We start from the raw sequence: 21635 nt of genomic DNA, 5'->3' as shown, positions 1-21635 counted from the left end.
CGAAGCACGGCATCCCTGCCGTTCCCGCGAGCGGCTTACCTGACACACTCACACCGACGCGGCGATCGTCTCCCGCAACCATCGATGCGCCGGATCGCGATGCACGCGTTCGTGCCACAGCATCGACATCTCGTAGCCGGGGACCTCGACGGGCGCTTCCACGACGCGCAGCGCGGGCGTGTTGCGCACCAGCCGCTCGGGCAGCATCGCCACGAGGTCGGTGGTGGCGACGGCCGACATCACGAACAGGAAATGCGGAACCGACAGCACGACGCGCCGCGCGGCGCCCGCTTTCGCGAGCGCTTCGTCCGTCACGCCGAAGAAGCCGCCGCCGTCGGGCGACACGATCACGTGTTCCAGCGCGCCGAACTGCGCGAGCGTCGGGCGCCGCTTCAGTTTCGGATGACCGGCACGGCCGGCGAGCACGTATCGCTCGACGAACAGCGGCAGGCGCCGCATCCCTTCCGGCGAACCCTCTGTCGTGTGGAAGGCCAGGTCGATACCGTTGCGCTCCGCGTCCTGCTCGATGCGCGGCGGCACGAGCTCGACGACGGCGAGCCGCGTAGCGGGCGCGGCCGAACGCAGCGCGTTCAGTGCGGGCAGGACGATCGTCGATTCGCCATAGTCGGTCGCCGCCACGCGCCACGTATTCGTCGCGGTTGCCGGCTCGAACGGCGTGGCCGTCAGCACTGCGCGCTCGACCGCGTCGAGCGCGTCCCGCAGCGGCTCGCGCAGCGTTTCTGCGCGCGTGGTCGGCCGCATCCCGCGCGGGCCCGGCAGCAGCAGCGGATCGCCGAACAGGTCGCGCAGTTTCTGCAACTGCACGCTGACCGACGGCTGCGACATGTTCAGTTTTTCAGCCGCGCGCGTGACGTTGTGCTCGGCGAGCAGGACGTCGAGCGTGACCAGCAGGTTCAGATCCAGTCGTCTGAGATTGTTCATGGCTATACCTGGAATGTAGGGAATTCATTTCCAATATACCTTAGGCGACGGCATCCTGCTGTCATTCAATCAACGGAGCAGTGAACATGAACGTGCTGATCGTCTATGCCCATCCCGAACCGCGCTCGCTGAACGGCGCGATGCGGGACTTCGCGGTCGAGCATCTCGAAGCGACCGGCCATGCGGTGCAGGTGACCGATCTGTATGCGATGAACTGGAAGGCCTCGTTCGACGCGCATGACGTGACCGACCGTGTGCCCGACGCACGCTTCGATCCGGCGCTCGATTCGAAGCATGCGTTCGAGACGGGCACGCAGCGCGACGATATCGCGCGCGAACAGGCCAAGCTGAAGTGGGCCGACGCGGTGATCCTGCAGTTCCCGCTGTGGTGGTTCTCGATGCCGGCGATCATGAAGGGCTGGGTCGAGCGCGTGTATGCGTACGGCTTTGCGTACGGCGTCGGCGAGCATTCCGACCGGCATTGGGGCGACCGTTACGGCGAAGGCACGCTGGCGGGCAAGCGTGCGATGGTGATCGTCACGACCGGCGGCTGGGAGTCGCACTACAGCGCGCGCGGCATCAACGGGCCGATCGACGACGTGCTGTTCCCGATCCAGCACGGGATCCTGTATTACCCGGGGTTCGACGTGCTGCCGCCGTTCGTGATCTACCGGACCGGAAAGATGAACGACGCGCGCTTCGACGAAACGCGCGCGGCGCTCGGCAAACGTCTGGACGAACTGTGGACCGCACGGCCGATTCCGTTCCGGCGGCAGAACGCCGGCGACTATGAGATTCCGGCGCTGACGCTGAAGGCGGGGATCGAACCGGAGAAGGTGGGGTTTGCGGCGCATCTGGCGCACGAACGCTGATCGCACGCGGTCATGACCGATCGACGCGCCGTTCGACGCGCAGGCGGCCCGGTGGTTCGAAGTAGGTGCCGAAGCGCACGAGTCCGGCGTTCTTCAGATGGCAGGTCATTTCGAAGCTGACCAGGATCCCGGGATCGCGGTTGTCGACGATCCCGATGTCGATCGAGCGGATGCGCGGCTCGTACTTCAGCAGCGTGGCTTCCATCTGCTGCTTGAGCAAGTGTGCCGACGCGGGCAATGCCTTGTAGATGTTCGTGAGGTCCGGCAGTCCGTAGTCGGGCAGGTGCTTGAGCGCGCCCGCCCGCGTATTGAGAATGCGGCGCACGTTCTGTTGCACGCTCAGGCATTCGAGCGTGCGGTCGTCGTAGGCGCCGATCGGCTCGCCGCCGATCTGGCCGAGCAGCATGTCGTAGAGGGAGGGGCCGGCGGTCATCGGTGGCTCGGCTGCCCGGTGCCGTCATCGATCGTGGCCGGGGCATCGACGAAATCGATCGTCAACGCGCCTTCCATGCCTGTCGACAGAAGGATTTGTCGCGGCCGGACACCCGACGCCATCCTTGCAAGCAATTCGCGCGAAACGACCGGCAGCACGCGCTGGTTCAGGAATGCGTCGACGCTGCGCGCACCGGATTCCCGTGACACGCAGTACTGCGCGATCGATTCGATCAGATCGTCGGCACACGTCAGCGTCACTGCATGTTGCCGATGCAGGCGTTCGGCAATCTTGTTCAGCTTGATCCGCACGATCGACGCGAGCGCCGCCGCATCGAGCGGCCGATAAACGAGCGTCTGGAAGCGTGCGAGCAGCGCCGGCTGAAAATGTGCGACCAACTGCGGATGGATCGCATCGCGCAACGCGGCCTGCGTGATCGACGCATCCTCGGCCGTCGCGTCGTCGATTTGCGTACTGCCGAGATTGGACGTCATCACGATCACGCAATTGCGGAAATCGATCTCGCGTCCCTCGCCGTCGCGCATCGTGCCGCGGTCGAATACCTGATAGAAGATGTCGAGCACGTCGCGATGTGCCTTCTCGACTTCGTCGAGCAGCACGACGCTATAGGGCCGCTGGCGCACAGCCTCGGTCAGAACGCCACCGCGTCCGTAACCGACGTAGCCGGGTGGCGAGCCTTTCAGTTGCGACACCGTATGCGCTTCCTGGTACTCGGACAGGTTGATCGTCGTCAGCGCGGCGGCGCCGCCGAACAGCAGATCGGCGAGCGCGAGCGCCGTTTCGGTCTTGCCGACGCCGGATGGACCGGCGAGCAGGAACACGCCGAGCGGCGCATGCTCGCTTTTCAGGCCGGCTTTGGCCGTGCGCAGGCTTTCCGCCAATGCGCTGATCGCTTCGTCCTGCGCGACCACGCGAGAGGAGAGCGTCGCTTCCAGCGCAAGCAGGCTTTTCAGTTCGTCGTCGACGAGATTGCCGACCGGCACGCCGGTCCATTCGGCGACCACGCGCGCAATCGCTTGCGCGTCGACGTCGGCGGCGATCGTCGGTGATTTTCCCTGAGCTTCCGCCAGCGCGTTGATCGCATGGACCATGTCCGCCGGATCCGGCACGGGATCCGTTGTTCCGCGAAGCGTGCGCAATGCCCCGACGAGTTCGCGCTCCCGCATGTACTGGCCGAGCAGTGTGCCAGCGGTGATGCGCATCGCATCGTGCTCCGTCTCGATGGCCGCGCGTCGTTCGGCGCTACCGGCGATTCCGGCGCGCGTGTCCGCATCGAGCGCGGCGCGCTCCAGTTCGAGCGCCGCCAGCGTCGCATGCGCCTGTTGCAGTTCCGCCGGCGGTACGTCGAGTGCCATCCGCACGCGTGCTGCAGCCGTATCGATCAGATCCACGGCCTTGTCCGGCAGCTGGCGCGCAGGAATGTAGCGGCGCGACAGGCGGACGGCCGCGACGATCGCCTCGTCGCGGATGTGAACATCGTGATGGGCTGCATAGCGGCCGGCGAGGCCGCGCAGCATCAGGCAGGCCGTATCGTCATCCGGCTCGTCGACCTTGACGACCTGAAAGCGCCGTTCGAGTGCGGCATCGCGTTCGAAAAATTCCTTGTATTCCGCCCACGTGGTGGCCGCGATCGTGCGCAACTCGCCGCGCGCGAGCGCCGGCTTGAGCAGATTGGCCGCGTCGGCGCCGCCGGCCGCGTTGCCCGCGCCGATCAACGTATGCGCCTCGTCGATGAACAGCAGGATCGGCGTTGCGGACGTTCGCACCTCGTCGATCACGTTTTTCAGCCGTTGCTCGAACTCGCCTTTCACACCGGCGCCGGCCTGCAGCAGGCCGAGGTCGAGCGTCAGGATGCGCGTATCGCGGATCGTTTCCGGAACACTGCCGTCGGCGACACGCAACGCAAGGCCCTCGACGAGCGCGGTCTTGCCGACGCCCGGTTCGCCGACCAGGATCGGATTGTTCTTGCGGCGGCGCGCGAGCACGTCGATCATCTGCCGGATCTCGCGATCACGCCCGAAGACCGGATCGATCTCGCCGCGGCCTGCCTTTTCGGTCAGGTCGAGCGCGAAGCGGGCGAGTGCGTCGCCGTCGGGCGAGCGAGACGGCGTCGGTCCGGCGGACTTGTCGGTGATGGGCGCCGTAGCGGCATTGCTGCGCCGATCGACAGTTTCCGGTGCCTTCGGCTGCGGCGCCGCCGTGTCATCGGCCGCGTTCTCGGACGACCGTCGCCCGAGCCGCGGCAGCACGCGCCGGATCTGCGCGCTGGAAACCGACAGCAACGGCCACGCGCGCTGTGTGCGCAGCACGTGAGGCGCTTCGACGATGGCTTGCAGCAGATGTCCGGACCGAATGGTGCCGTCGGGGTCATCGGCTGCCGCATGCGTCCATGCGTCGTCGATCACCGCGGCGAGTTGCCGCGACAGCGCCGGCATGCCCCGCAGCGTACGCGGCATGCGATCGATCACATCGATCAATGCGTCCCATACCGCATCGATATCGAGATCGTAGTGACGCAGGATCGCCGGAATGTCGCCGTCGTCGGCTTCGATCAGTTTCAGCACCCAGTGCTCGACCGCGATTTCATCCGCAAGCCGGGTCTGGCAGAGACTGGCCGCGGCTTCGAGCGCGCGCGTGCAATGAGGATTGAGACGGCGAATGAGGCGGGAAGCGTCCGGAAGAGGCGGCGTCATATCGGTAGCGGATGAGGAGGGAAGCGGGCGGGCGTGCGTCGATACCTGTACGGACGGGCGGAAACCGGCCGCGTGAGCGTGCTGGATTCCGCCTGCCGGTCAGCACATCAGGAACGTTCGTTCCACGTGTCCTTGTGGATGATGTTGCCGTCCTTGTACGACCACGTGATCGTCTCGTAGCGCAGTTCGACGTCTTCGAGGTGGTTGTGCTTCTCGTAGTCCGGATTCTTGATGTCGAGCATCTTCGGTTTCACGGCGACGATCTTCACGTTGTCGAGCTTCGTGTTGAAGTACTCCTTTTCCTTGCCTGCATCGTCGATCTTGTACCACTTGATTTCGACCGACTTCAGCGTCTGGCCGCTCGTCACGGCCTTGTACAGATAAGGCGTCGACGCATCCGTTTCCTTCGTCAGCGTGATCGGTTTGTGCACGCGCGTGCCGGTGAGCTTGCCCGTATTGCCGTCGGTCGGGATGTGCACGCCGTGATCGAACGCGACCAGTTCGACGCTGCCCTCGCGGTCCTGGACGGTCACCGAACCCTTGATGTCCGCGCCCCCGTCATCCTTGAGCCACATGTATGCCGGAATTGCCATTGTTCACTCCTTCTTGGTACTACGAAGCGCCGGAATCGGAGTCCGGCGCCGACAAACCCGGGACAATTTCCCCCGGGAACCCAAACACGTATTACCTTGCGGCGCCCGGTACGGCGGCTGCCGGCGTATCGGGCACGAGCGTGATCTCGACCCGACGGTTTCTTGCCCGCCCCTGCGGCGTCGTGTTGTCGGCGATCGGTCGCGTGTCGCCGTAACCCTGGATCGCGAATTGTGTCGCCGGCAGGCCCGATGCGTCGACGAGCCAGTCGCGCACGGCGCTCGCGCGAGCGATCGACAGCGTCAGGTTGCGGTCGGGGCGGCCCTGGTCGTCGGCGTAACCCGCGATCAGCACACGCTTGCCGGGATGCGCCTTGATCAATGCGATCGCATCGACCATCGCGCGTGTGGTGCCGGACTTGAGCCGCGCGTTGCCGCTGTCGAACAGCGACATGCTGTCCAGCGTGACGACCGCGGGCGGCGGTGGGGGCGGTTCATAGGACGCGATCGCATCGTCGATCGCCGGCAGCAGTCGTGAGCCGCGATAGGTGCCGAACGACAGCCGGAGCGGAACACCGACGCGCGCATACCGGTCGAGCTGATCGCGGTCCGACGCAAGGGCTTTGAGGGCGTCGCGTCTCGCTGCATCCTGGGTGGCCGGGATGCGGTGATAGCGCTCGAGATGTCCGCCGATGCGGGTCATCAGCTTCTCGTTATTGTTCGCGGCACCCCAGGTCGCGACGGCGGCGGCACAGGCGGCGATCGCGATGACATGCGCGACCGCGGCCACACGTGGCGACCGCCACGCGCGGCGCGGCATCGCGTCGAGCAATGGTTGCGGCAGCGGCCAGGGTAGCGGCGACGCAGGCAGCGCGGCCGGCGAGATGCCTGTCAGCGAGCGCACCTCGCGCTCCCATGGTTTGCCGGGACCCGCTGCCGGACCATGGTCGATCCAGCCGGCGCCGAACGGCGGCCAGGGCGGCGCGGGCTGGCGGTGGTCCGTCAGCGGGTCGAACACGATACGGCGGGTCCAGCCGAGCATCGATCCGAGGCCGGCGGCACGTGCGGCGACTGTCCGGTCTCCGCCGGCGTGCAGTGCATCCGATTCGGCCGCATCGATTGCGGTGTCGAGGCAGCGCAAATCCGTGACCGGCGAACCCGTCGACATGCCGTACCATCGGACGGTCGATTCGCCCGTCGGCGATGCCGCGGCCGGTTCCGCATTCGACAGCCGTTGATAGATGGCGACATAGCCTGGCAGGTGCATGCCGAGCATGCGCGACGCGTCCGCAACAGCCTGCCGGATCACGCGCAACGATTGCGACAGCGTATCGGTGTTCGCATGCAGGCCCGGCGCGACCGACAACACGATGCAGTCGGGCGCATGACCGTCGCGCCACTGGCGGACCGCGACGGCGAGGCGCGGAAGATCCTGGGGGCGATCGGCGCGCAGCCAGATCGCGCCGTCGCCGACATGAACGAAGCGCGCGGCCCGGCCGCGATCGAACAAGGCGGGAAGACCGTCGCCGGTTACCAGTGCGAGCGGCATCCTGGTGCGCAACGCGACCGGCAGGTCGGCAGTCGCCACGCCGAGTTGTGCGATCACATGTACGTTTCGTTCGCGCGCGCGCGTCAATCTGCGCGAATGCAACCAGATGATCAGCAGCGACAGCGCGATGATGACCGCGGCCAATCCCCACACGACGCCACGGTCGACCGGCAACACCCCTATGCTGACTGCAAGTGCCAGTGCGGCCGACAGCGCGACGACCGTGCGCAGCGGATAGCCGAGGCCCGACAGAGCCGCACGCACGGCGTCGGAATCGGCGCGTGTTGTCGCAGCCGGGAACGAGGTATCCGGAATCACGGCCGCTTCGCCTGCCGGACCAGCGTTGCCAATTCGGCGTCGAGGATGCGGTCCCATGTGCACCACACGGCTATTGCGATCACACATGCGATTCCCGCGATTGCCCATGGCGACAGACGCCTGAGCCGGTCGAACAGTCGTGTGTGAGAGCGATCGATGACGAAGTCCGACCGCGCGGCCGGTCGCAATCGATCGATCTGCTCGGTCAATGCGGCGATCAGTGCCCGACGTTTCGCCTCGCCGTCGTGGCCGTCGGCCGACGGGCCGGAACGGGTGGCGTAGCGGCCACGAAACCCGAGGCCCAGCACGGCCGCATAGCACTCGAGCAGTTCGACGTTCGGCGCTGGTTCCCGCATCCGGTACTCGAGCCGTTCGTAGACGCGCGTTCCGGCATCATGCGTGCCCAGTCGCTCGACCTGCAGCGGTTTCTGCTCCCACTGGGCCTTGTCGGACGCGGTCAGATAGCGCAACGCGGCTTCATCGATCAGCCCGCATTGCGCGATGACGGCATCGTCGCGGACGTCGGCGGCAACGCCGCGAGCGTCGAGTGCCGTCGCGAACTGCGCAACCAGCTTCGCGCACTGTTGGCGCAATCCTTCATGATTGTCGACCAGGCCGCCGTTCGACAGGTGCGTGACGAGCAGTGCCGTGTCGCGCAGCAACGCACGTATCGAAGGCTGAGCGGTCGGGCCGGACGACGGATTCCGTGCAAGCAGTGCGGAATCGGGACGAGGGGAGACGATGGCATTCATCAGCGCAGCACCGCATAGAGTTCGATCGACGCGTCGGGGATCGACGCGGGCAGATAGACCTGACACGCGCGCGCGGCGATCATCCGCGCGTGTGCGGCGTCGTGCGCGTCGAGCGCGAAGTAGTGGTTGTCCAGCCGGACCGGAATCGCGCCCGGCACGCGCTGCACGGCCTTGAGCGGAATGCCTGCCACCGCGGAATTGACGATGTGCTCGACGTCGTCCGGTGCACCGATCTTGCACAGACGTGGAAACTGTTCGATCAACTCGAGTGCGGGCAGCGCCGCATTGACCGACAGATACCAGTCCGCCGCGCCTTCGACGATGCGCTCGTCCAGGAACTGGCCGGTCCATGTCGTCGGCGCCGTATGCGACAGTCCGATCGAGACGACGCGCGACGGGATGATCGCATCGAGCAGATCGCGGATCAGCGATTCGAGCGTCGCGAAGACGTCATGTGCGCCGGCGTGATCGTAGGGCGGAATGTCGGCCAGCGACACACGCGTCGAGAACGTGGTCAGCGACCCTGCCAGTTGGGCAAGCACCTGGTACAGACGATCGGTCGGCTGTGCCGGATGCGATGCGAGGAAGCGCAATTGCGGCCACGACTGATGAATGCAGTGCAGGAGCCAGAAGAGCTGGACGTCCGCGACACCGTACTCGGCCACCTGTTCGATGCGTTCGCTGCGGCGGGCGCCGAGCAGCGCGCTCTTCGCGGCGAGGATATCGGCAAGCCGGTGGATGCGTTCGATATGCAACGCATGACCTGATAGAGACAGACACGGCGGCACGTATTGACGATCGATCTGGAACTGGCCGCTCGTCGTGCGTGTCAGGCGCGCGATGGCGCATACCGTGTCGTCTGCGTGCGATTCGAAGCCGTACAGCAGCCGGACCGCGTGGCGCTCGGCGGCCACTTCGGCTTCACCGGTGCCGTTCAGGTCCGTCGCCTTCACGAATTCCCGATAGGTCCGTCTTGGCCGGGCCAGCGACGTTTCGTCGAAACGGCAGTTGTTGCCGTTCGGATCGGGCAGCGCGAGCGCGGCGAGCACAGCGACGGTCTGCGTGTCGGCGGGAATTTCCCCGAGCAGATCGCGAGCGGGCGGCAGCGTATCGGCGATGGTCGTGTCGATCGGCGTGCCGTCGGGAAAGCGCAGTTGCAGCCGCGTCAGCTTCAGGCGGCCGGATGCCAGTGCCTCTTCGTCGATGTCGACGTTCAGCGTCCCCCACGGCGACGCGGCAATCGCCGACGCTAACTGTTGCAACGCAAACCCGTTCCAGCGGTCCTGCTGCTGAAAGTGCTGCTGCGTAAGAATCAGTCCTTCATGCCAGAGCGGCTTTTCGATCCGCATGGTGTGGTCAATACCGATGTAGGAATTATGAGGCGCCGATTCTATACATCGTTTTCTTATTTCGTATACCCCTGAATTGGGCGAATCCTTGATAAGTGTTTCGATTAAATCGAGATATGGTGGATGGTAATTTTGAGATTTTATTGGGCGTGACTGGTTGGTGTTTTGGAGGGTGGTTTTATTGAGATTTTATGGTTTGGGAGGGTGTGTGAAAAATTCATTTAAATCAATTGTTTGGTGGATTTATATGGGAATTTGAGATTGCGTGATGCTGCGTTGAGGTGAATTTCAAGTCCGTCTTGTGGGTCGAGGTTTGTGACTCGGACTTGTCCCATTCAAAAAATGCAATGTGGTTATTGGGCGATTTCTTGTTTGGGATGTTTACTTTGCACTTGGGTGCATGATATTTTTTGCCGCCTGAATCGGGTATCGTGCCGCGAATATCCGAATCGGCCGTCCGTCGCGATGTATTACGGAGTTCTGCAAAGGTGACGTGATCGGCCCACACCCGTGGTTGCGGGTGTGCATCGCGGAGTCTTCAAGCTTCCTGCAATAAGGAGAACGAATTGGATAGCTTTCAGCGAGAGATCCCGAAGAGCCGGGTGTCGATCACGCTCGACCTGCATACGGGCGGAGCGCAGAAGAAGGTCGAGCTGCCCTTGAAGCTGCTGGTGGCAGGCGATTTCGGCGCGGGGCGCGAACAGGCGCCGCTGGCCGAACGGAAGAAGGTGAACATCGACAAGAACAACTTCGACGCCGTGCTGGCCGACTACGCGCCGGACCTGAAGATCGTCGCGGACAACACGCTGGCCGGCGATGGCGGCGAGCTTCCCGTCAATCTTTCGTTTCGCTCGATCAAGGATTTCGAGCCCGAGCAGGTGGCGCGTCAGATCCCCGAGCTTCAGGCGCTCCTCGCGATGCGCAATCTGCTGCGCGACCTGAAATCGAACCTGCTCGACAACGGCACGTTCCGTCGCGAATTCGAGAAGGTGCTGAAGGACGATCGCCTGTCCGCGAAGCTGCGCGGCGAGCTCGCGCAAATCGCGACCGCCGCGACGCAGCCGGAAGGGCATGCGTGAGCGACGCTGGGCAAAGCGCGCATTCAGCGCATTCCGCAACATCGTAGCGATTCGATCGCAGACAGGACCTGAGATGAAACCCACTGAAATGCAGCAGACCGGTGCGACCGAGACCGTCGTGCTGGACGCCCCGCGCGGCGATATCGACAGCGTTTACGCGTCGCTGTGCAGCAAGATCAACCTGAAGCCGGTCAGCGAGGCGCGCCCGCTCGAGGCATTCCGCGACAACGACATGCTGTCCGAAGCTTCCGCCGATGAACGGATCGCGCGCGGAATGGGCGCGTTCCTCGAACTCGTCGCGAACGCGAGCCAGCCGGTTGACCGGCTGGACAAATCGTTGCTCGATTTCCATATCGGCCAGATCGATCGTCAGATCGGCCGCCAGCTCGACGCGGTGATGCATGCGCCGGAATTCCAGGCGCTCGAAGCACGCTGGCGCGGCCTGAAGATGCTGGTGAGCCGTACCGATTTCCGCAAGAACGCGCGGATCGAGGTGCTCGACGTGTCGAAGGATTCGCTACAGCGCGACTTCGAGGATACGCCCGAGCTGATCCAGAGCGGCCTGTATCGGCTGACCTACATCGAGGAATACGACACGCCCGGCGGCCAGCCGATCAGCGCGATGATCAGCGACTTCGAATTCGCGAATTCGCCGATGGATGTTGCGCTGCTGCGCAATATCTCGAAGGTGGCCGCCGCCGCACATATGCCGTTCATCGGCTCGGTCGGGCCGGCGTTCTTCGGCAAGCAGTCGATGGAGGACGTCGCTGCGATCCAGGACATCGGCAACTACTTCGATCGTGCCGAGTACATCAAGTGGAAGAGCTTCCGCGATACCGACGACGCGCGTTACGTCGGCCTGACGATGCCGCGCGTGCTCGGTCGCCTGCCGTACGGCAAGGACACGGCGCCGGTGCGGGCCTTCAACTACGAGGAAGCCGTCAAGGGCCCCGACCACAACAAGTATCTGTGGGTGAACGCGTCGTTCGCGTTCGCGGCGAACATGGTGCGCAGTTTCGTCAGCAACGGCTGGTGCGTGCAGATTCGCGGGCCGCAGGCGGGCGGCAAGGTCGAGGACCTGCCGGTCCACCTGTACGACCTCGGCACCGGCTATCAGCCGAAGATCCCGACCGAAGTGCTGATTCCCGAGACGCGCGAATTCGAGTTCGCGAATCTCGGCTTCATCCCGCTGTCGTTCTACAAGAACCACGACTTCGCCTGCTTCTTCTCCGCGAGCTCGGCACAGAAGCCCGCGCTGTACGAGACCAAGGAAGCGACCGCGAACAGCCGCATCAACGCGCGGCTGCCGTACATCTTCCTGCTGTCGCGCATCGCGCATTACCTGAAGCTGATTCAGCGCGAGAACATCGGCACGACCAAGGACCGCCGTCTGCTCGAACTCGAACTGAACGGCTGGATCAAGGGTCTCGTGACCGAGATGAAGGATCCGGGCGACGAACTGCAGGCATCGCATCCGTTGCGCGACGCGAAGGTGACGGTCGAGGATATCGAGGACAACCCCGGTTTCTTCCGGATCAAGCTGTTCATCGTGCCGCACTTCCAGGTGGAAGGGATGGATATCGGGCTGTCGCTCGTGTCCCAGATGCCGAAGGCCAAGAGCTGATTCGACGTGAGTCGCAGGGGGCGCCGGGGTGTACGGGGGCACCCCGGCGTGCCGTGCAGTCGAGCAACCGGGAAATTCCATGTCGATGATTCTGCCTTCGCAGGCTTATGAATTGAAGCTCGCGCCGCAACCGGCGCCGTTCTCGATCCTGACGTTTACCGGGCTGGATCGAATCAGCCAGCTTTACCGGTACGAGATCGAGTTCACGAGCCCGGTCGCGGGAATACCGATGGATCAGGTGTTGGGACGACCGGCGAAGTTCGTCGTGGATCCGGTCGATCCGGACATGGCGTATCTGCGAAAGATGTTCGGCGAGAGCGCCGGGCAGTTCAGCAAGAAGCCGCCTGCGTATACGGTTCACGGGGTCATCACGCGGTTTGACGAGATCGAGACGTCCGCGGATGAAACGCGGTATCGGGTCGTGCTCGAGCCGACGCTGGCCGATCTCGATCGCGGGGTCACCAGTCGGTTGTTTCAGAAGCAGTCGGTCGAGGAGATCGTGACCGATACGTTGCGGCATTACGGGTACCGCGCTGGCGTCGATTTTCAGTTTCAGTTGCGCGGGGAATACAAGCGGCGCGAATACGTGACCCAGTATCGCGAGACCACGTTCGCGTTCATTCAGCGCCTGTGCGCCGAGGGGGGAATCTGGTTCCGGTGGGAACAGAAGAAGGATCGCGCGGTGGTGGTGTTCGGCGACGATCTCGATGCCTATGCGCGCAAGCAGCGTGTCGTCCCGCATCGCAGCGATTCGGGGCTCGATAGTGTCGGTGCGGACGCGATCAAGACGCTCGGACGTGAAACGCAGCGCGTGCCGGAAGCGGTGAGGCTGCATGACTACAACCATCGACAGGCCGGGGTGTCGCTGCTGGTCGAGGAAAACACCGCGCGTGACGACAAGACGACCAATGCCGTCGATTATCACTGGGGCGAGCATTACGAGACGCCCGAGGAAGGCAATCGCATTGCCCGGTTGAGGCATGAGGCTTATCTGGCCGGGCAGATCACGTTCAAGGGAACGGGCAACCCGTTCTGGCTTGAAGCCGGCGAGGTGATGCGGATCGATCCGAAGCCGGTCGATGCGAAGCATGGGGTTTTCGTGACATCGGTCGAATCGCGTGGCGGGCGCAGCGAATCGTACTGGGTCACGTTCGAGGGGATTCCGTCGGATCGGGTGTGGCGGACGCCGGTGGCGTCGGTGTCGCGGCCGGTTGTCGACGGAATCTTGCCGGCGCGGATTACGTCGCCGGGGGACTACAAGTACGCGTATCTGACCGAGCAGGGCTGGTACGTGATCAAGCTGCCGTTCGATCTCGACGAGTGGAGTCCCGGCGGCACGAGCCGGCCCGTGCGGTTTGCGAAGCCGTACAGCGGGGACGACTACGGACATCACTTCCCGCTGATCGATGGGGCGGAGGTGGCGATCGTCCATACGGACGGCGATCCGAACCGGCCGGTGATCATCGGGGCGATGCACGACAGCCTGCATCCGGATCTGGTCAATAACCTGAACCACACTCGCAATATCGTTCGCACCGCAGCCCGGAACGAACTGCGGATGGAGGACAAGGAGGGTATCGAGCATGTCCATCTGACCACGCCGTACCAGACCAGCGAGCTCAATCTCGGGCACATGGTCGACGATGCGCGCAATGAGCGAGGCAAAGGCGCCGAGCTGCGTACCAGCGGACATCTCGCGGTGCGCGGTCCGAAGGGCATGTTGCTGACTACCGAGGCGCAGGCGGGAGCGTCGGGCCATCAGCTCGATATGAGAGATGCGCAGGCACAGCTGCAGCGGGCCATCGAGCGCATGGAGTCGCTTGCCGACGCCGTTCGCGCCGCGGAGGCAACTGTGGCCGAGCTGCAGGAGCAGAAGGCGCTTTATGCGGAGGCGCTCGATGGCTTGAAGCGTGGGGCCATTCTCATGAGCGCGCCATCGGGTATCGGGCTTACGTCAGGCGATCATTTTCAGGTCAATGCGGACCGGAATCTGATCGCGACTGCCGGTGGAAACTTCGACGTCGGGACCATGAAGAACTTCACCGTTGCCGCAGGGAGACAGGTATCGCTTTTCGCGCAGGCGCAAGGCGTGCGAGTCACAGCTGGGAAGCAGGATGTCGTGATTCAGGCGCGCACGGGTGCGATGGCGCTGGCGGCTTCGAAGGATATGCACTTCACGAGCGTCGACGGCTCGATTCTCGCGACTTCGGGCGGCGCACTGACGCTGACGAGCGGAGGTGCTTACCTGAAGATCGATGGCGGCAACATCGAGCTTGGATGTCCCGGCGATATCACGCTCAAATGCGGCAATTTCCGCTGGACCGGCCCGAATACGCTGTCGGTCCCCCGACCGGCCATGCCGATCGGTCCGTGCAGGGAATGTCTGCTGGATGCGCAGCGCGGTGTCGAAGCAATGACGGAGGTTGCCTGATGTCGCAATCCAGCCGTAGTGAGTCAACTGGCGATGTTGACGCGACATGGGCCGTTTGGCGCAATCGTCTGCTATCGCAATTCGATGCATACGATGCCGGCGACGCCTCGACGTACTTGTACGTACTGGCAGATACGCGTGCCAATCCGGAACTCGACAAGCTCCTGGTTCAGGTGCCGGGGTTGGAGTGGCTGTCGCTGTGGCACGGGACTGTCCTGGAGACGTACACGGATATTGCTCCGTATCTGATCGCGATCGATCGCTTCGCGTTCGACGATGCGCGCGATCTGCAGAGCCGGCTCGTCCGCCGGCTTTGGCGTGACGCCGACGGGACATACATGCTGACATGGATCTGGTCGCCGCTTCCGACAGGGCTTCTCGCGGAACACTTTCGGTCGTACTGCCGCTACTCGACGCCAGATAAGCGCGCGTTCTTCCTGCATTTCTATGACAACCGGATTCTTGGCCGTTTGCGGAGGGTCTGGAACGAGGTGCAGGCCCAAGCGTTTCTCTCGCCATGCGCCGAGATCTGGTATCGCGATCGCGAATTGAACGAGGTCGTCTGGGGCAATGATGCTGGCGCGTCTGATCGAATTGTCGACGAAGAACCCGCGATGACGGTCGAGCAACACATGGCATTGCTGCGGCTTGGCCGCGCCGATAAGGTCGCGATGCAGTTGCGCGCGATGTATGGGGCAATGCTCGACGATTTCACGGACACGGCGCTTTACCGGAACGTGTCCGAACAGCTGGAACGCGCTGATCGATACCGCATTACCGACGATGACGATCTGTTGAACTACGTTTCGAAGGGGGTAGTCGTGTCGCCTCGATTTGACGAGCACCCGGTGATTCAGGATCGGTTGGCCCGCGCGATGAACAGGGAGCAGACCTATCGCGAGGCGTTGAGTCAGATCGATGCAGAGGTGTTGCGGGAGGCGTCTCGTGTGGTGCCATGTGTCGAGGAATCAGGTGTGTCTGCTCATGATTAGGCGGCTATGTTTGGCGATGGTTGTAGTGGTGATACTGAGCGGTTGCGATGCGTTTTCGTCCGAGCCGACGTACCGCGGCGTCAGCATCATGGGTCTCAACTACACGCCGTTCAACCTCAGCGAGTTCACGATCCGCGACAAGTTTGGCAACAGAGCGAGTGGCGGCGGTGACCTGCCGCCGAGCGCAGGTGCGGGTAGCCTGAGTTGTTGCTACAAGTTGAAGGGAACGGAGTTCACGGTCGATTGGGAACTGTATGACCAGGACGAGTTCATGAAGAATCCGTACGCGCCGATCAAGAAGATTCACAAGAAGACGGAGGTCAGGTTTCCGCCGACAAAAGTCAAGGGGGGAGCGGGAGACGCGGTGCTGGCGGTGCACTTCTATCCGGACGATCACGTCGAGTTCGAAATCCGGCACGACATGAGCGGGACGAGGATCGACTACACGGAAGTGGATCACTGGTTTCAAACGAAGTACGGCAAGGCGGCAAATCCGGACGATGCCGACATGGCGGTGGCGTTTAGACGGACTGCGAAGGTGGCTTCACAGGGGTGGCTGAAGTATCGATTGACTGACTCGTCTGATCTGGAGCAGTACGTGTATTACACGCAGCTTGTGAATCCGAAGTTCGACGAGCATCCGGCCGTACAGCAGATCTTGAAGGAGACGAAGGGAAGGCCGGGTGCATTCGGTAAGGCGATGGAAAGCCTGCCTACCGCCGTTGTTCGAGAGATCAAGGGAAGTCGCGTTGATTAGACGCAGCCGAGTAGCATACGCACTGGATCGATGGCGGTTCTCCCGGCAGTCGGGGATGAATTGCATGCTTAGTAGAGCGTTGTATTGGATTGTGCTCTTGCAGTGGAGGAGTTCCCAAAATGTTTAAACGGTTCGTTGTCTTGCTGGCGGTCACGCTGGTGCTGGCCGGATGTGATGCGTTCTCGTCGGAGCCGACGTACCGCGGCGTCAGCCTCATGGGACACAACTACACGCCGTTCAATCTGAGTGGGTTCACGATCCGCGACAAGTTTGGCAACAGAGCGAGTGGCGGGGGGGACTTGCCGCCGAGTGCAGGTGCGGGCCGGCTGAGTTGTTGCTACAAGCTGAAGGGAACGGAGTTCACGGTCGATTGGGAAGTCTACGACGCTGACGAGGCCATCAAGGACCTATACGCGCCGATCAAGAAGATTCACAAGAAGACGGAGGTCAAGTTTCCGCCGACGAAAGTCAAGGGGGGAGCGGGAGACGCGGTGCTGGCGGTGCACTTCTATCCGGACGATCACGTCGAGTTCGAAATCCGGCACGACATGAGCGGAACGAGGATCGACTACACGGAAGTGGATCACTGGTTGCAAACGAAGTACGGCAAGGCGGCGAATCCGGACGATGCCGACATGGCCGTGGCGTTTAGACGGACCGCGAAGGTGGCTTCACAGGGTTGGCTGAAGTATCGATTGACTGACTCGAGGGATCTTGAGCAGTACGTGTACTACATGCAGCTTGTTAATCCGAGGTTCGACGAGTATCCGGCCGTACAGGAGATCTTGAAGGAGACGAAGGGAAGGCCGGGTGCATTCGGTGCCGCGATGCTGGCGCTGCCTGCCGCCGTTGTTCGAGAGATCAAGGGAAACCGCTTTGATTAGACGCAGCCGAGTAGCATACGCACTGGATCGATGGCGGTTCTCCCGGCAGTCGGGGATGAATTGCGTGCTTAGTAGAGCGTTGTATTGGATTGTGTTCTTGCGTTGGAGGAGTTCCCAAAATGTTTAAACGGTTCGTTGTCTTGCTGGCGGTCACGCTGGTGCTGGCCGGATGTGATGCGTTCTCGTCGGAGCCGACGTACCGCGGTGTCAGCCTCATGGGTCACAACTACACGCCGTTCAACCTGAGTGGGTTCACGATCCGCGACAAGTTTGGCAACAGAGCGAGTGGCGGGGGGGACTTGCCGCCGAGCGCAGGTGCGGGCCGGCTGAGTTGTTGCTACAAGCTGAAGGGAACGGAGTTCACGGTCGACTGGGAACTGTATGACCAGGATGAGTTCATGAAGAATCCGTACGCGCCGATCAAGAAGATTCACAAGAAGACGGAGGTCAAGTTTCCGCCGACAAAAGTCACGGGTGGAGCGGGAGACGCGGTGCTGGCGGTGCACTTTTATCCGGATGATCACGTCGAATTCGAAATCCGCCACGACATGAGCGGGACGAGGATCGCCTACACCAAAGTGGATCACTGGTTTCAAACGAAGTACGGCAAGGCGGCGAATCCGGACGATGCCGACATGGCCGTGGCGTTTAGACGGACTGCAAAGGTGGCTTCACAGGGTTGGCTGAAGTATCGGTTGACTGACTCGTCCGATTTGGAGCAGTACGTGTACTACACGCAGCTTGTTAATCCGAAGTTCGACGAGCACCCCATCGTGCAGAAGATCTTGAAGGAGACGAAGGGAAAGCCTGGTGCTTTCGGTGAGGCGATGGAAAGCCTGCCTGGCGCTGTTGTTCGAGAGATCAGGGGAAGTCGCTTTGATTAAACGCAGCCGAGTGGCATCCGCATTGGATCGATGACGGTTCTCCTGGCAGTCGGGGATGAATTGCGTGCTTAGTAGAGCGTTGTATTGGATTGTGTTCTTGCGTTGGAGGAGTTCCCAAAATGTTTAAACGGTTCGTCGTCTTGCTGGCGGTCACGCTAGTGCTGGCCGGATGTGATGCGTTCTCGTCGGAGCCGACGTACCGCGGCGTCAGCATCATGGGTTTGAACTACACACCGTTCAACCTCAGCGAGTTCACGATCCGAGACAAGTTTGGCAACAGGGCGAGTGGCGGGGGGGACCTGCCGCCGAGCGCAGGTGCGGGTAGCCTGAGTTGTTGTTACAAGTTGAAGGGAACGGAGTTCACGGTCGATTGGGAAGTCTACGACGCTGACGAGGCCATCAAGGATCTGTACGCACCGATCAAGAAGATCCACAAGAAGACGGAGGTCAGGTTTCCGCCGACAAAAGTCACGGGGGGAGCGGGGAACGTGGTGCTGGCGGTGCACTTCTATCCGGACGATCACATCGAGTTCGAAATCCGGCACGACATGAGCGGAACGAGGATCGACTACACGGAAGTGGATCACTGGTTGCAAACGAAGTACGGCAAGGCGGCGAATCCGGACGATGCCGACATGGCCGTGGCGTTTAGACGGACCGCGAAGGTGGCTTCACAGGGTTGGCTGAAGTATCGATTGACTGACTCGTCCGATCTGGAGCAGTACGTGTACTACACGCAGCTTGTTAATCCGAAGTTCGACGAGCATCCGGCCGTACAGCAGATCTTGAAGGAGGCGAAGGGAAAGCCAGGGGCGTTTAGTGATGCGATGAATAAGCTTCCCGAATCCGTACTAAAGGAGATCAAAGGTAATCGATTTACTTCTGTTCCGACTGGAGGTGATCGTGGCTGAAAATGCATACCTTGATCCTGATGATCAAACGCCGGTCGAAGTCCGGGCCGCGATTGGAGAGAGTCGTAGGGCCTATCCCCACGACGCCTGTATTCCTTGTGGAGCCGTGGTCCACATGGGGTTTTTCTTTGATGGATTTGGCCGCCATCGTGACTTTGATGATAAGAGTTCGTCACGCTACTCGAATGTGTGCCGTCTGTGGGAGGCGCATCGAAATATTACCGATCGACGTCGTCCAAGTGTACCGAACCAATTTTGGTATCGATTTTACTTCTCCGGCCTCGGCACGGAACTGAACAGCGATGTCCGAGATGGTTTGGCTGAATCGGTAGTTTGGAAGCTTGCAGGAGAAAGCGTCAAAGCCGCAAAAACATCGGCGGCAAGCGTCGGAAAAAAAGCGACCGGAGTAGATCGACTCCCGATCGACCCCAAGGGTGCTCTCACCGATGCGTTCAAGAAAGGGATCAAGGAATTTTCGTATCGACCGATCGCGAAGACGTTCAACGATCTGGCCGAATCGGTTGCCAACGCACCGCGCAATGTCGGTCGAGTATTGAGTCTCTACCGCGAGAATCGCTGGATTCGTCGTGGTCGAGCCGCTACCCGAGCGATTCTCTACGATACGAAGAAGAATTTTCTATCGATTGGCTGGAGCACCGCCAAGTCGGTGTTTCTCAGCGTCGGGATCGATTCCATTCCGTGGTTCAGAGACAACCGTGCGGTCGCGCGCGCATTCGGAACTGGCGTCGAGGATCGATTGACGGCTGCATTGAACCAGTTTGAAAACGCGATTGATGATGTCAGGCAGAAGATGCCGAAGATTCAGCGCATTCAGGTATCCATCTTCGGCGCGGATCGTGGCTGCGTCCTCGCTCGAGCGCTGGCGAACGAGTTGACACGGAAGTACAAGCATCCGACCGACACGACGCTGGCCTTTGTCCATCCGAAGGATCCCAATTACACCGTGATTCCCGTCGAGATCAAGTTCCTCGGGCTGCTCGATGCTGTCTCTTCGCTGATGGAGGAAAACACGTTGCTCGGCATGGTCCCGATACTGGGCCTGCTCAAGCAGAACTATGGCGACCGCGAACTCTCGGTCCCGGCATCGGTTCAACGGTGCGTGCATTTCGCGGCTGCTCACGAGCTGCGTTTTTATCAGCGACTCGATAGTCTGGAGAAAACCCGAGGCCTGCAATATCTCTATCCGGGAACGAGCGAAGATATCACCGGCGGAGCGCCGCCTGGAATGCTCGGAGCACGTGCGGAGCTGCAGCGTGTTGTCCTGCGCGACATGCTGAACGAGGCTATTTCGCATGGCGTCGTGCTCGACACGATGGAGGACATGGCGAAATGGAAGCCGGAATTGCTTCAGAGATTCACACTTGCACAACCGATATCGGATGGCAAGACGGCCTACAGAATCGGCGAACTGATCGACGCTTACCGACAGATAGTCCCCCACGTCGCGCGTCTGAATTTCGTCGAGCACATGCAGGTTTTCCTGCGCTGGATGGCGGTTCGCTATCAATCGCCCGCATTCCGCGCGACGGTGACGAGTCGCTTCGACCAGCTCGCTGCCCGGCACCGGGAAATGCTGAAGGAACGGAACGAAGCCGAAGCGGCTTATGTGGCGCTACGTAACCAACGCCCGCCGGTCGATAGCGGGACGCTTGGCAAGGCCTATGCACGCTGGCAGGACGCCATCCTGCCCGAGATGCTTTCCGGCCGAGACACGGGTATCGAGAAAGCGCGCCCGTCAGTCGGTGTTTGGGAGCGCATCGAGAGCGAATTCGAAGCGCTGTCGAAGCGACAGTCCAGGCAAACCGGTGTGCAGAAATCAATCGATGTCATGCGTGAACGCGAGAAAGACGGGACGTTGCCTTGGGACGCGGATCCGGAGTTCAGCATAGGGGTATTCGAGGCCGAGATGCTCACGCCCGAGCAGGAGTCGTTGATTCAGGCATGGAAGATGGGCCTGAGCGGCAAGAACCCGTTGCCCCCGAAGGTCATGGCGCTGTTCGATCTGCTGGTCCACGACACGATGCTGACGAGTTGGCATGACCACATGCTGTCGTCGACGCTGTACTTCCAGACGCGTGCGACGGACACGTTCGGAAGCAGCGACTACGTCAACGAGGAAAAGAAGCGCGAACGTGATGAAAAACACGGGGAGCGTGTCAGGCAAGCGACCGAAGCGATGTCGCCTGGCGCTCGGCCAACCGGGCCTGCCCGATCGCCGAGCCAGTCGACCACGTCGCTTGGCAGCAGCGGAACTTGGTAAATTCGAGGATAGATATGGCAGGCATCATTCGGGTAGGAGATCGTCATACGGGCGGCGGTAACGTAACGGCCGGCTCGGCTACCTGTTCTTTCATGAACCGTCCCATTGCGCGCGTTCACGATCCCGTGACGTGTCCCAGGCATGGCAATAACCGGATCGCAACAGCAACGTCGGGTGCGTTCGACGACGATCGCGAAGTCGCACAGCACGATGATCCTTGCGAGTGCGGCTGCCGGTTGATTTCTTCGCTTCCCGACAGCGGGCGCTACTGAG

Annotated in this window: 18 protein-coding genes; 11 read left to right on the top strand and 7 right to left on the bottom strand. The window is 61.9% G+C overall.

From position 1 onward, the window contains the following. Nucleotides 1-48: 48 nt before the first annotated feature. Nucleotides 49-942 (bottom strand): LysR family transcriptional regulator, encoded by an 894-nt coding sequence (locus DIE21_RS02755; protein WP_124495788.1) that lies wholly within the window; start codon nucleotides 940-942, stop codon nucleotides 49-51. An 86-nt stretch (nucleotides 943-1028) separates the two neighbouring features. Here DIE21_RS02755 and DIE21_RS02750 point away from each other — a divergent pair, with 86 nt between their 5' ends. Next, nucleotides 1029-1814 carry an NAD(P)H-dependent oxidoreductase gene (locus DIE21_RS02750; RefSeq protein ID WP_124495786.1) on the top strand — a complete coding sequence of 262 codons (786 nt, stop codon included), beginning with the start codon at nucleotides 1029-1031 and terminating at the stop codon, nucleotides 1812-1814. 10 nt (nucleotides 1815-1824) lie between these two features. On the opposite strand, the gene tssE is transcribed toward DIE21_RS02750, so the two are convergent. The 6 genes from tssE to tssK form a co-directional block, all read right to left on the bottom strand. Next, on the bottom strand, nucleotides 1825-2247 hold the full coding sequence (tssE, locus tag DIE21_RS02745) for a type VI secretion system baseplate subunit TssE (protein ID WP_124495784.1): 423 nt from the start codon (nucleotides 2245-2247) through the stop codon (nucleotides 1825-1827). Beyond that, a complete protein-coding gene (gene tssH / locus DIE21_RS02740) occupies nucleotides 2244-4961 on the bottom strand; it encodes a type VI secretion system ATPase TssH (protein WP_124495782.1) in 2718 nt (905 codons plus the stop codon). The genes tssE and tssH overlap by 4 nt, the downstream gene beginning before the upstream one ends. 107 nt (nucleotides 4962-5068) lie before the next feature. Further along, nucleotides 5069-5554 (bottom strand): Hcp family type VI secretion system effector, encoded by a 486-nt coding sequence (locus DIE21_RS02735; protein WP_006479553.1) that lies wholly within the window; start codon nucleotides 5552-5554, stop codon nucleotides 5069-5071. Nucleotides 5555-5645: 91 nt separating this feature from the next. Beyond that, nucleotides 5646-7475: an OmpA family protein gene (locus tag DIE21_RS02730; protein WP_124495780.1), complete on the bottom strand. Its 1830-nt coding sequence runs from the start codon at nucleotides 7473-7475 to the stop codon at nucleotides 5646-5648. After that, complete coding sequence (locus tag DIE21_RS02725; protein WP_185642721.1) at nucleotides 7415-8170, bottom strand: DotU family type IV/VI secretion system protein; 756 nt, start codon at nucleotides 8168-8170, stop codon at nucleotides 7415-7417. The genes DIE21_RS02730 and DIE21_RS02725 overlap by 61 nt, the downstream gene beginning before the upstream one ends. Continuing rightward, nucleotides 8170-9519, bottom strand: a complete 1350-nt coding sequence (gene tssK / locus DIE21_RS02720) for a type VI secretion system baseplate subunit TssK (RefSeq protein WP_124495778.1) — start codon at nucleotides 9517-9519, stop codon at nucleotides 8170-8172. Before tssK ends, DIE21_RS02725 begins: the two co-directional genes overlap by 1 nt. Nucleotides 9520-10085: 566 nt before the next feature. On the opposite strand from tssK, the gene tssB reads away from it, so the two are divergent. From tssB to DIE21_RS02670, 10 genes are all read left to right on the top strand, one after another. Then, nucleotides 10086-10598 (top strand): type VI secretion system contractile sheath small subunit, encoded by a 513-nt coding sequence (gene tssB / locus DIE21_RS02715; RefSeq protein ID WP_124495776.1) that lies wholly within the window; start codon nucleotides 10086-10088, stop codon nucleotides 10596-10598. Nucleotides 10599-10671: 73 nt separating this feature from the next. Beyond that, on the top strand, nucleotides 10672-12222 hold the full coding sequence (tssC, locus tag DIE21_RS02710; RefSeq protein WP_124495774.1) for a type VI secretion system contractile sheath large subunit: 1551 nt from the start codon (nucleotides 10672-10674) through the stop codon (nucleotides 12220-12222). A gap of 79 nt (nucleotides 12223-12301) precedes the next feature. Then, nucleotides 12302-14653, top strand: a complete 2352-nt coding sequence (locus tag DIE21_RS02705) for a type VI secretion system Vgr family protein (RefSeq protein ID WP_124495772.1) — start codon at nucleotides 12302-12304, stop codon at nucleotides 14651-14653. After that, nucleotides 14653-15645, top strand: a complete 993-nt coding sequence (locus DIE21_RS02700; RefSeq protein ID WP_124495770.1) for a DUF4123 domain-containing protein — start codon at nucleotides 14653-14655, stop codon at nucleotides 15643-15645. Before DIE21_RS02705 ends, DIE21_RS02700 begins: the two co-directional genes overlap by 1 nt. A gap of 16 nt (nucleotides 15646-15661) precedes the next feature. Next, nucleotides 15662-16402, top strand: coding sequence for a DUF3304 domain-containing protein (locus tag DIE21_RS02695; RefSeq protein WP_124495957.1), 741 nt, complete (start codon nucleotides 15662-15664; stop codon nucleotides 16400-16402). Nucleotides 16403-16521: 119 nt separating this feature from the next. Beyond that, a complete protein-coding gene (locus DIE21_RS02690; RefSeq protein ID WP_124495768.1) occupies nucleotides 16522-17286 on the top strand; it encodes a DUF3304 domain-containing protein in 765 nt (254 codons plus the stop codon). Between the two features lie 119 nt (nucleotides 17287-17405). Then, complete coding sequence (locus DIE21_RS02685) at nucleotides 17406-18170, top strand: DUF3304 domain-containing protein (protein WP_124495766.1); 765 nt, start codon at nucleotides 17406-17408, stop codon at nucleotides 18168-18170. 119 nt (nucleotides 18171-18289) lie between these two features. Further along, nucleotides 18290-19081: a DUF3304 domain-containing protein gene (locus tag DIE21_RS02680; RefSeq protein WP_124495764.1), complete on the top strand. Its 792-nt coding sequence runs from the start codon at nucleotides 18290-18292 to the stop codon at nucleotides 19079-19081. Further along, entirely contained in the window at nucleotides 19074-21362 is a 2289-nt protein-coding gene (locus DIE21_RS02675) for a DUF2235 domain-containing protein (RefSeq protein WP_124495762.1), read from the top strand. Before DIE21_RS02680 ends, DIE21_RS02675 begins: the two co-directional genes overlap by 8 nt. A 14-nt stretch (nucleotides 21363-21376) precedes the next feature. Beyond that, complete coding sequence (locus DIE21_RS02670) at nucleotides 21377-21634, top strand: PAAR domain-containing protein (protein WP_124495760.1); 258 nt, start codon at nucleotides 21377-21379, stop codon at nucleotides 21632-21634. Nucleotide 21635: the final 1 nt, after the last annotated feature.

Source organism: Burkholderia sp. Bp9140 (genome assembly GCF_003853425.1).
Classification (GTDB): Bacteria; Pseudomonadota; Gammaproteobacteria; order Burkholderiales; family Burkholderiaceae; genus Burkholderia.
This window is presented reverse-complemented; position numbering and strand designations above follow the sequence as displayed.

What these genes read in the sequence shown, in the direction of transcription:
- DIE21_RS02755 (WP_124495788.1), bottom strand. Translation starts at nt 942, where the DNA reads ATGAACAATCTCAGACGACTGGATCTGAACCTGCTGGTCACGCTCGAC.
- DIE21_RS02750 (WP_124495786.1), top strand. Translation starts at nt 1,029, where the DNA reads ATGAACGTGCTGATCGTCTATGCCCATCCCGAACCGCGCTCGCTGAAC.
- tssE (WP_124495784.1), bottom strand. Translation starts at nt 2,247, where the DNA reads ATGACCGCCGGCCCCTCCCTCTACGACATGCTGCTCGGCCAGATCGGC.
- tssH (WP_124495782.1), bottom strand. Translation starts at nt 4,961, where the DNA reads ATGACGCCGCCTCTTCCGGACGCTTCCCGCCTCATTCGCCGTCTCAAT.
- DIE21_RS02735 (WP_006479553.1), bottom strand. Translation starts at nt 5,554, where the DNA reads ATGGCAATTCCGGCATACATGTGGCTCAAGGATGACGGGGGCGCGGAC.
- DIE21_RS02730 (WP_124495780.1), bottom strand. Translation starts at nt 7,475, where the DNA reads ATGGGACCGCATCCTCGACGCCGAATTGGCAACGCTGGTCCGGCAGGC.
- DIE21_RS02725 (WP_185642721.1), bottom strand. Translation starts at nt 8,170, where the DNA reads ATGAATGCCATCGTCTCCCCTCGTCCCGATTCCGCACTGCTTGCACGG.
- tssK (WP_124495778.1), bottom strand. Translation starts at nt 9,519, where the DNA reads ATGCGGATCGAAAAGCCGCTCTGGCATGAAGGACTGATTCTTACGCAG.
- tssC (WP_124495774.1), top strand. Translation starts at nt 10,672, where the DNA reads ATGAAACCCACTGAAATGCAGCAGACCGGTGCGACCGAGACCGTCGTG.
- DIE21_RS02705 (WP_124495772.1), top strand. Translation starts at nt 12,302, where the DNA reads ATGTCGATGATTCTGCCTTCGCAGGCTTATGAATTGAAGCTCGCGCCG.
- DIE21_RS02700 (WP_124495770.1), top strand. Translation starts at nt 14,653, where the DNA reads ATGTCGCAATCCAGCCGTAGTGAGTCAACTGGCGATGTTGACGCGACA.
- DIE21_RS02695 (WP_124495957.1), top strand. Translation starts at nt 15,662, where the DNA reads ATGGTTGTAGTGGTGATACTGAGCGGTTGCGATGCGTTTTCGTCCGAG.
- DIE21_RS02690 (WP_124495768.1), top strand. Translation starts at nt 16,522, where the DNA reads ATGTTTAAACGGTTCGTTGTCTTGCTGGCGGTCACGCTGGTGCTGGCC.
- DIE21_RS02685 (WP_124495766.1), top strand. Translation starts at nt 17,406, where the DNA reads ATGTTTAAACGGTTCGTTGTCTTGCTGGCGGTCACGCTGGTGCTGGCC.
- DIE21_RS02680 (WP_124495764.1), top strand. Translation starts at nt 18,290, where the DNA reads ATGTTTAAACGGTTCGTCGTCTTGCTGGCGGTCACGCTAGTGCTGGCC.
- DIE21_RS02670 (WP_124495760.1), top strand. Translation starts at nt 21,377, where the DNA reads ATGGCAGGCATCATTCGGGTAGGAGATCGTCATACGGGCGGCGGTAAC.